Annotated in this window: 9 protein-coding genes; 1 reads left to right on the top strand and 8 read right to left on the bottom strand. The window is 59.2% G+C overall.

Annotated features, from left to right (window positions below):
- The 4 genes from OQK_RS19085 to OQK_RS19070 form a co-directional block, all read right to left on the bottom strand.
- The gene (locus OQK_RS19085; protein WP_016773784.1) at nt 1-192 is read right to left on the bottom strand and encodes a PLDc N-terminal domain-containing protein; all 192 of its coding nucleotides are present in this window, start codon (nt 190-192) and stop codon (nt 1-3) included.
- A gap of 71 nt (nt 193-263) precedes the next feature.
- Nucleotides 264-794, bottom strand: a complete 531-nt coding sequence (locus OQK_RS19080) for a hypothetical protein (RefSeq protein WP_016773783.1) — start codon at nt 792-794, stop codon at nt 264-266.
- 80 nt (nt 795-874) lie between these two features.
- Nucleotides 875-1393, bottom strand: coding sequence for an ankyrin repeat domain-containing protein (locus OQK_RS19075; RefSeq protein ID WP_016773782.1), 519 nt, complete (start codon nt 1391-1393; stop codon nt 875-877).
- Nucleotides 1394-1488: 95 nt separating this feature from the next.
- The gene (locus tag OQK_RS19070) at nt 1489-3327 is read right to left on the bottom strand and encodes a long-chain-acyl-CoA synthetase (protein ID WP_016773781.1); all 1839 of its coding nucleotides are present in this window, start codon (nt 3325-3327) and stop codon (nt 1489-1491) included.
- Between the two features lie 385 nt (nt 3328-3712).
- On the opposite strand from OQK_RS19070, the gene OQK_RS19065 reads away from it, so the two are divergent.
- On the top strand, nt 3713-3991 hold the full coding sequence (locus OQK_RS19065) for a DUF3509 domain-containing protein (RefSeq protein WP_016773780.1): 279 nt from the start codon (nt 3713-3715) through the stop codon (nt 3989-3991).
- A gap of 175 nt (nt 3992-4166) precedes the next feature.
- On the opposite strand, the gene mtnC is transcribed toward OQK_RS19065, so the two are convergent.
- From mtnC to OQK_RS19045, 4 genes are all read right to left on the bottom strand, one after another.
- Nucleotides 4167-4850 (bottom strand): acireductone synthase, encoded by a 684-nt coding sequence (gene mtnC / locus OQK_RS19060; protein WP_016773779.1) that lies wholly within the window; start codon nt 4848-4850, stop codon nt 4167-4169.
- A gap of 4 nt (nt 4851-4854) precedes the next feature.
- Nucleotides 4855-5400 carry a 1,2-dihydroxy-3-keto-5-methylthiopentene dioxygenase gene (locus tag OQK_RS19055; protein ID WP_038861971.1) on the bottom strand — a complete coding sequence of 182 codons (546 nt, stop codon included), beginning with the start codon at nt 5398-5400 and terminating at the stop codon, nt 4855-4857.
- A 92-nt stretch (nt 5401-5492) separates the two neighbouring features.
- The gene (locus OQK_RS19050) at nt 5493-6119 is read right to left on the bottom strand and encodes a methylthioribulose 1-phosphate dehydratase (RefSeq protein WP_016773777.1); all 627 of its coding nucleotides are present in this window, start codon (nt 6117-6119) and stop codon (nt 5493-5495) included.
- The coding region (locus tag OQK_RS19045; RefSeq protein ID WP_016773776.1) for an MFS transporter at nt 6116-7226 on the bottom strand (1111 nt) is incomplete at its 5' end. The genes OQK_RS19050 and OQK_RS19045, both read right to left, overlap by 4 nt.

Raw genomic sequence — 7226 nt, 5'->3', positions numbered from 1 at the left:
TCAGATCCGGACGTTGCCCCGTGGCCCGGCAATCGCCCAGATGATCAGGCCCAGCACCGGCAGGAGGATGATCAGCAACACCCAGACGATTTTCATTCCGGTGGAGGCGCCGCTTTTCAGCACGTTGATGATGGCCCAGATGTCGAGGGCAAGGATGATCAGGCCAATCAGACCGTTGAACGTGGAACCCATGGTGTCGCTCCAGAATAGTGGCATGCACTTTTAGGATAGACGGTCGCGCGCAGGGTTCCCTTTTATTGCGTTCAGACGTGAACGGCGACCTTCAAGGCTTCCAGCGCTGGCGCAGCGGCGATGCCAATCTCGGCGCATAACTCGAGCACCCGGGGCACATCGTTGCCGTAGACCAGGACCATTTGTAGCTCATCGTCGAGCAACTGGCTGAAGTTCATCAACGTGTAACCGCCGTTCTCCTTGTTCAGGCTGCTCATCTGCACCTGGATGCGGTTGAGGGCGGTCAGCGCTTCGGTCTTGGCCAGTTGCTTGGGCTTGAGATTGAAATCCACGCCCGGACCAAACGAGGCAACGATTTGTGCGAACAGATCGACGTAGGTATCGGCCTGAAACAGCACGGTTTCCGGCAGGCTACCGACCACTACCCACTCACCCAGCGGGATCGGGAAAGTGTCGTCGTAGTTGATGTCCGGATTGGCGGCCAGAAAAGCCACGGCATCGGCGTAGGCCTGAGCGGCTTCGTCGGCCACCTTCAGGATCTCGTCCTCGCCCATGCAGCCGGAGCTGATTTTGCTGATGAGTTCGACGAGTGCGGCTTTCATGAGGGCGGATCCTGTGGCGGAGGTGAATTTTCAGGGCGCGAAGGATAGCGCATTCTGCCCTTCGCCACAGTCCGTGGACTTTACGCCAGCAACTTTTCCAGCTGCGCGGTGGTGTCGACCGCGCCCATGGTCCGCGCCGCATCCAGCGCGGTCACGCCGTTGGCGTCCTTGGCTTTCGGGTCAGCACCCTGGCCGATCAGGTAGTCGACGATTTCAACGCGGTTGAACATTGCCGCCATCATCAACGCGGTACGGCCGTCGAAGGAAGAACCTTCAATCTCGGCGCCCGCCTCGACCAGCGCCTTGACCACCGCCAGATCGCCCTTGAACGCAGCGCCGGCAATCGGGCTCTGGCCGTTGCCATTGCGCATTTCCGGATCGGCCTTGTGTTTAAGCAGGACCTTCACCGCATCGACATGGCCGTAATAGCTGGCGAGCATCAACAAGGTGTCGCCCTTGCTGTTTTTCAGGTTCACCGGCAGCCCGGCGCTGACCAGGCGATCAAGCATCTCGGCATCACCGTCGCGCGCCTTGTTGAAAACCTGCTCGGTGAATTCGGCAGCTTCTTCAGGGGTCATCTGGCGGCTTTGGTCGGACATGGGGCACTCCATTTCGGTCTATCGGAAAGCCGACAGTTTCCCGAGCGCGACGGTGGCTGTCACTCGGTTTTTTCCGAGCGTCCCGATAGCCACACTCAATATCGATGTTTGCCATGTTGAATTTCAGCGAGGATTTGCTCACTGACATGCACATAGGTTTCGCTGCCCGGCAGCCAGGCGAAGATCGGGTCATCGCCGGTGAGCCCGGGGTCAAAGCCTTCCGTTTTCAGGCGAGTCTTCTGGTATTTGAAGGTCCCGGTGGTTTCCATTTTCACTTTCACCCGCAAGAACAACGGCACGGCATAAGCCGGCATGCGTTGCCGGACGAAACTCAGCAGTTCAGCGAAATCCAGCGTGGCCAAGGATTCGGCGGGAGTAATTGCAGCCATCCCCGCACGCCCGTTGGTGTTGGGGATTTCCACACCGTAGGCCACGGCTTCAGCGATCAGCGGATGTTGCAGCAACAAATTCTCGACTTCGGTGGTCGACACGTTTTCACCCTTCCAGCGATAGGTATCGCCGAGGCGATCAACGAACTGCGCATGGCCGAAACCGATATTGCGCAGCAGGTCGCCGGTGTTGAAAAAGCGATCGCCCTTGTTGAACACATCGTGGAGGACGACGCGGGCGGTTTTCTGCGGGTCGGTGTAACCGTCCAGCGGTGCCTTGTCGTCGATCCGCGCCAGCAGCAGGCCCTGTTCGCCCTTGCCGACCTTGCGCATGAAACCATCATCGCCGCGCAATGGCTCGCCACTGTCATGGTCGTAAGCGACCAGTTCCCACGCCATGAGCGAAAACCCGACGGTGTTGTCGAAATTGAGGATGTTGGTGAAACCGATGTTGCCGTCGCTCGCCGCGTACAGCTCACAAATGTGCTCGACGGCAAAACGCGTCTTGAACTCGGCCCAGGCACCAGGACGCAAACCATTGCCAATCATCTTGCGCACGTCGTGGCGGCTGTCATCGGCGCTGACCGGTTGCTCGACCAGGTAGCGACACAGCTCACCGACATAGCCGATGGTGGTTGCGCGATAGCGGCGCACGTCACCCCAGAACTGGCTGGCGCTGAACTTGCGGCGGATGGCGAAACCCGAGGCGCCGTTGATCGCCGATCCCCAGCACACGCACAGGCCCGTGGCGTGATACAGCGGCAAGGTGCAGTAAACGACATCATCCGGGCGCATATCGAGGGCGATCATGCCGAAGCTCGCCGAACTGCGCATCCAGCGTCCATGCTTGAACACCCCGGCCTTGGGCAGGCCGGTGGTACCGGAGGTGTAGATGTAGAAACACGGATCGTCGAAGAATACTTGCGCGCTGCTCGGCGGGTTATCGCTGCTGGCGTCAGCACTGGCGCTGATCAGATTGACGTAGCCCTCGGGCGCGATGCCCGGATGGCTATAGGTGTCCTGATCGGCGATGAACCAGGTGCGCGGCGCTGCGATCGCAACCTGATCACGCACGCCGGCATAGGCAGCGGTCAGTTCTTCGCCAACCACAATAGCCACCGGCGCAACCAGATTGATGCTGTGAACAAGCGTGTCGCGCATCAACGAGGTATTGAGCAGCGCACTCACCGCGCCAAGCTTGGCCAGCGCCAGAATCGTCACCAGCAATTCCGCACGGTTCTCGATGAACACCGCGACCACATCGCCCTTGCCGATGCCTTGCTCGCTCAGGTAATGCGCAATGCGATTGGCCCACTGATTGACCTGCGTGTAGGTCAACGCCACGTCGCCCTGCAACAACGCCACACCATCGGGATTGCGCAGCGTCGCCTGCTCGAACGTCCAGCCCAGGCCGCACGTTTGGGTCGGATCCGTGACGTTGGCCACCTTCATGCCTTTGACCACCCGGGGGATGGCCTTGGCGATCATCGGCAGTTTGCGGAGCATCATGCCCCAGGTAATCGTGTCGCTTGGTGCGTGACGCATGAAAGCTCCCCGTTCGATCTTGACGTGCAGACCGCTGTTCTTGTTATCGGGTAATGACTGCGACCGACGCGTTTACGCCGTGGGTCGAGAAGGAAAGTACGTCAGTGCTCGCGGGGCTGTACACGCGGTTTTTGCAATGATTTGTATCCCGTCGCGCCTTCGGGGAAGAGCGGATTCTGGTACGGACGTTTGGTTCCGTTGTACGGAGAAAAATCACGCAAAATGCAGGATGCACGATGGCCATTCATGCAGATTGCACGACGCCTGCAAAATGCAATGCCTTCAACTTATTGATTTTAAAGGGATTTTATTCGCATCAATACTGGCACAAACGCTGCAACTACCTCCGCATGCTTGCCATTCAAGTACATACGGAGCTGATGACATGAGCCTGATTCAAGAAAAATTTACATCGCTGTTCTCCAACTACGAAGTCAGCACTGCCCCACGTCCTGACGGTGGCATCCTGCTCACTCTGCGTAGCAGCGACGGCAAAGTCTTCAAACGCGCCCTCTCGTATCAGCAACTGCATGCCGGTGACCAACTGTCGTGGGCGATCAGCGCGATCCGCCGCGACCTGGCCGAACAAGCCAGCGAGCTGCCGCAAATTGCAATGCTGCAGAGCCAGCAGCGTTTTGCTCTGCCGACGTATCACTCGCTGTAATTTGCTTTAAACAAAAACAGGTCGTGGAGCATGTGCTTCACGGCCTGTTTTTATGTGCTCAGGATTTTTGTAGGAGCTGCGGCACGCTGCGATCTTTTGATCTTGATGTCATGCCTAAATCGAAAGATCGCAGCCTCGTTTCACTCGACAGCTCCTACAGGGATGTGTGCAATGGTCAAAACGCTTCCGGTTCGATTCCAGTAAAGCGGTCAACCGTCACGTGCCCTGCCAACTCCCCGCCTTCACGCGCCAGACCGCAGGTTTTCATGCCGGCCGACTGGGCAGCGTCGAGCTCTTCGACGATGTCCGAGAGGAACAGGATTTCATCGGCTTCAACACCCACCGCCTGCTGAATGTTGCGGTAGGACTGCGCTTCACGCTTCGGCCCTGATGTGGTGTCGAAATAGCCGCTGAACAGCGGTGTCAGATCCCCCGCCTCCGAGCAACCGAAGATCAGTTTCTGCGCCTGGATCGAGCCGGACGAGTAAACAAACAGTTGATAACCGGCCGCATGCCAACGTTGCAGCGCTTCAACGGCATCCGGATAAACATGCCCTTTCAGCTGCCCTGCCTGATAGCCCTGCGCCCAGACCATGCCCTGCAATGCCTTGAGCGGCGTGGCTTTGCGGTCTTCGGCGATCCAGCTCAAGAGGATTTCAACAACCCGTTCAACATCGGCCTGCGGCTCGTTGCTGTCGCGACGCACGGCGTCGAGCTGTTCGGCGACATCAGCACGCGAAGCGTTCTGCCGCACAAAGTCGGGCAAATGTTTGGCGGCGTAGGGAAACAGCACGTCGAAGACGAAACTCACCGCGCTGGTGGTGCCTTCGATGTCGGTGAGGATGGCTTTGATCGACACGGTTTCAGTCCTCCAGACGCGGGAAGCGGCCGGCGATGTCTTCGCCGGTGAAATTGGCAACCCAGCCTTCCGGGTTGTTGAACAGACGGATCGCCACGAAGTGCGGATGTTCGCCCATGTCGAACCAGTGCTTGGTGCCGGCCGGAACCGAGATCAGGTCGTTCTTCTCACAGAGAACGGCATAGACGTAATCGTCGATGTGCAGGGTAAACAAGCCACGACCGGCAACGAAAAATCGCACTTCGTCTTCGCCATGGCGGTGCTCTTCGAGGAACTTGGCGCGCAGCTCGGCTTTTTGCGGGTGATCGCTGTTGAGGCTGATCACATCGACGGTGATGTAGCCGCGCTCGGTCATCAGTTTGTCGATCTGCTCTTTATAAGCACTGATGACTTCTTCCTGACTGGCGCCAGGCTGAATCTTCGCGGCGGCCTGCCAGCGGTCGAAACGCACGCCCTGCTCGGCCAGCGTCGAGGCGATGTCTTCGAAATGGGTCAGCACCTTGTTGGGAATCTCAGGGCTGGAAACGTGGTAAACGGACAGGCTGCTCATGGGCAATTCCTCGGTGGCGGCGGCGCCGTCCGGCTCTTGCAGACCGGTCGGGCGCCGCGTGGCATCAGGCAAACGGGCTGTTTCTGGTGAACTCAGCCTTGGCGGTTCATGACGCTGCGGGTTTTCAACTCGCATTCAAACAGGAATTCAAAGGCCTCGATCTGCCGCAGCGCGTCGCTCATCTGCGCGCCCCAGGTGTAGAGACCATGGCCGCGAATCAGATAACCGACGCAATCGGGATGGGCGTCGAGCCAAGGCTGCACCTTGGCGGCGAGGCGCGCAATGTCCTGATCGTTGTCGAAAATCGGCACACGCACCCGTGATTCATGGGTGGAAATGCCGCTGAAGGCTTTCTGCAATTCGTAGTCTTCGAACTCGATGAAATCTTGCGGAGTCAGGCGCGACAGCACCGTGGCATTTACCGAATGAGTGTGAAGCACCGCACCGATCTCCGCGCGCCAACTGTAAAGCTGGGTGTGCAGCAAGGTTTCGGCGGAGGGTTTCTTGCCTGGTTCCAGGCTATTGCCGGACAGATCGGTAGCGAGTACGTCATCCACACCCAACTGGCCCTTGTGCTTGCCCGATACGGTCAACAGCGCTTCGCTCGGCGACAGGCGCGTCGAATAGTTGCTGCTGGTGGCTGGCGACCAGCCACGGCCATATAGAAAACGCCCGGCGTCAACGATCTGCTGGGCGAGCTGTTCACGGCTAAGGCTCATGGCCTGTCCTCTTGCATACATGTGGCAATGATAACGGCAGCGGCAAGCGCTGCGAGACTGGCAATACTAAAGGTCAATGTCGCGCCGAGGGCATTCCAGCTGTAGCCGGAATACAGCGCACCGAGCGCCCCGCCGGTGCCGGCCAGTGCCGCATACAGCGCCTGGCCCTGACCTTGCTGGCGGGCGCCGAAACTACGTTGCACGAAAGCGATGGCAGCCGCATGAAAGCTGCCGAAAGTCGCTGCGTGCAGCACTTGGGCGAACAACAGCACCCAGAGAAACTCCGCAAACGAACCGAGCAGCACCCAGCGCAACGCCGCCAGCAGGAAACTCGCCAGCAGCACCCGGCGCAGGGAAAAGCGCGCCAGAATGCGGCTCATGGCCATGAACATCAGCACTTCCGCCACCACACCCACGGCCCAGAGCATGCCGATGACGCCACGGCTGTAACCGAGGCGTTCAAGGTGCAGAGTCAGAAAGGTGTAATACGGCCCGTGGCTGACCTGCATCAGCGCGACGCAGGCATAAAACGCCAGTACGCCGGGATGGCGCAATTGCTTGAGAAAGCCCTCGCCCGTCGGCCGATTGCCTTGCGCCGGCTGTGCATTCGGCACCCACAGGCTACTCAGGACGATACCGGCCATGATCAGCACCAGCGCCGCCGGATAAATGTCCAGACTGAGCCATTCGAACAGCCGCCCCAGCACTACCACAGTGATGATGAAACCGATCGAGCCCCACAGGCGAATCTGGCTGTAGCGCGATGTTTGCCCCTGCAGATGCGCGAGGGTGATGACTTCGAACTGCGGCAGCACCGCGTGCCAGAAGAACGCATGCAGGGCCATGACCATCGCCAGCCAGGCGTAGGTCTGACTGACGAAGATCAGCGAAAAGGTCAGCAACGTGCACACCGCACCAAAGCGCACGATGGCCAGACGCCTGCCGGTGTAATCGCCGAGCCAGCCCCAGATGTTCGGCGCCACGCAGCGCATCAGCATCGGAATCGCCACCAGCTCGCCGATGCGCGCGGCGCTGAAGCCGAGGTGATCGAAGTACAGCGCCAGAAACGGCGCTGTCGAACCGAGCAAGGCGAAATAGAACAGATAG

Source organism: Pseudomonas sp. R62 (assembly GCF_000257605.1).
Classification (GTDB): domain Bacteria; phylum Pseudomonadota; class Gammaproteobacteria; order Pseudomonadales; family Pseudomonadaceae; genus Aquipseudomonas; species Aquipseudomonas atacamensis.
Note: the sequence above shows the minus strand (reverse complement) of the source record. Positions and strands in the feature narration are given on the sequence as shown.

Coding starts and splice junctions, on each gene's coding strand:
- OQK_RS19085 (WP_016773784.1), bottom strand. CDS start 192: ATGGGTTCCACGTTCAACGGTCTGATTGGCCTGATCATCCTTGCCCTC.
- OQK_RS19080 (WP_016773783.1), bottom strand. CDS start 794: ATGAAAGCCGCACTCGTCGAACTCATCAGCAAAATCAGCTCCGGCTGC.
- OQK_RS19075 (WP_016773782.1), bottom strand. CDS start 1,393: ATGTCCGACCAAAGCCGCCAGATGACCCCTGAAGAAGCTGCCGAATTC.
- OQK_RS19070 (WP_016773781.1), bottom strand. CDS start 3,327: ATGCGTCACGCACCAAGCGACACGATTACCTGGGGCATGATGCTCCGC.
- OQK_RS19065 (WP_016773780.1), top strand. CDS start 3,713: ATGAGCCTGATTCAAGAAAAATTTACATCGCTGTTCTCCAACTACGAA.
- OQK_RS19055 (WP_038861971.1), bottom strand. CDS start 5,400: ATGAGCAGCCTGTCCGTTTACCACGTTTCCAGCCCTGAGATTCCCAAC.
- OQK_RS19050 (WP_016773777.1), bottom strand. CDS start 6,119: ATGAGCCTTAGCCGTGAACAGCTCGCCCAGCAGATCGTTGACGCCGGG.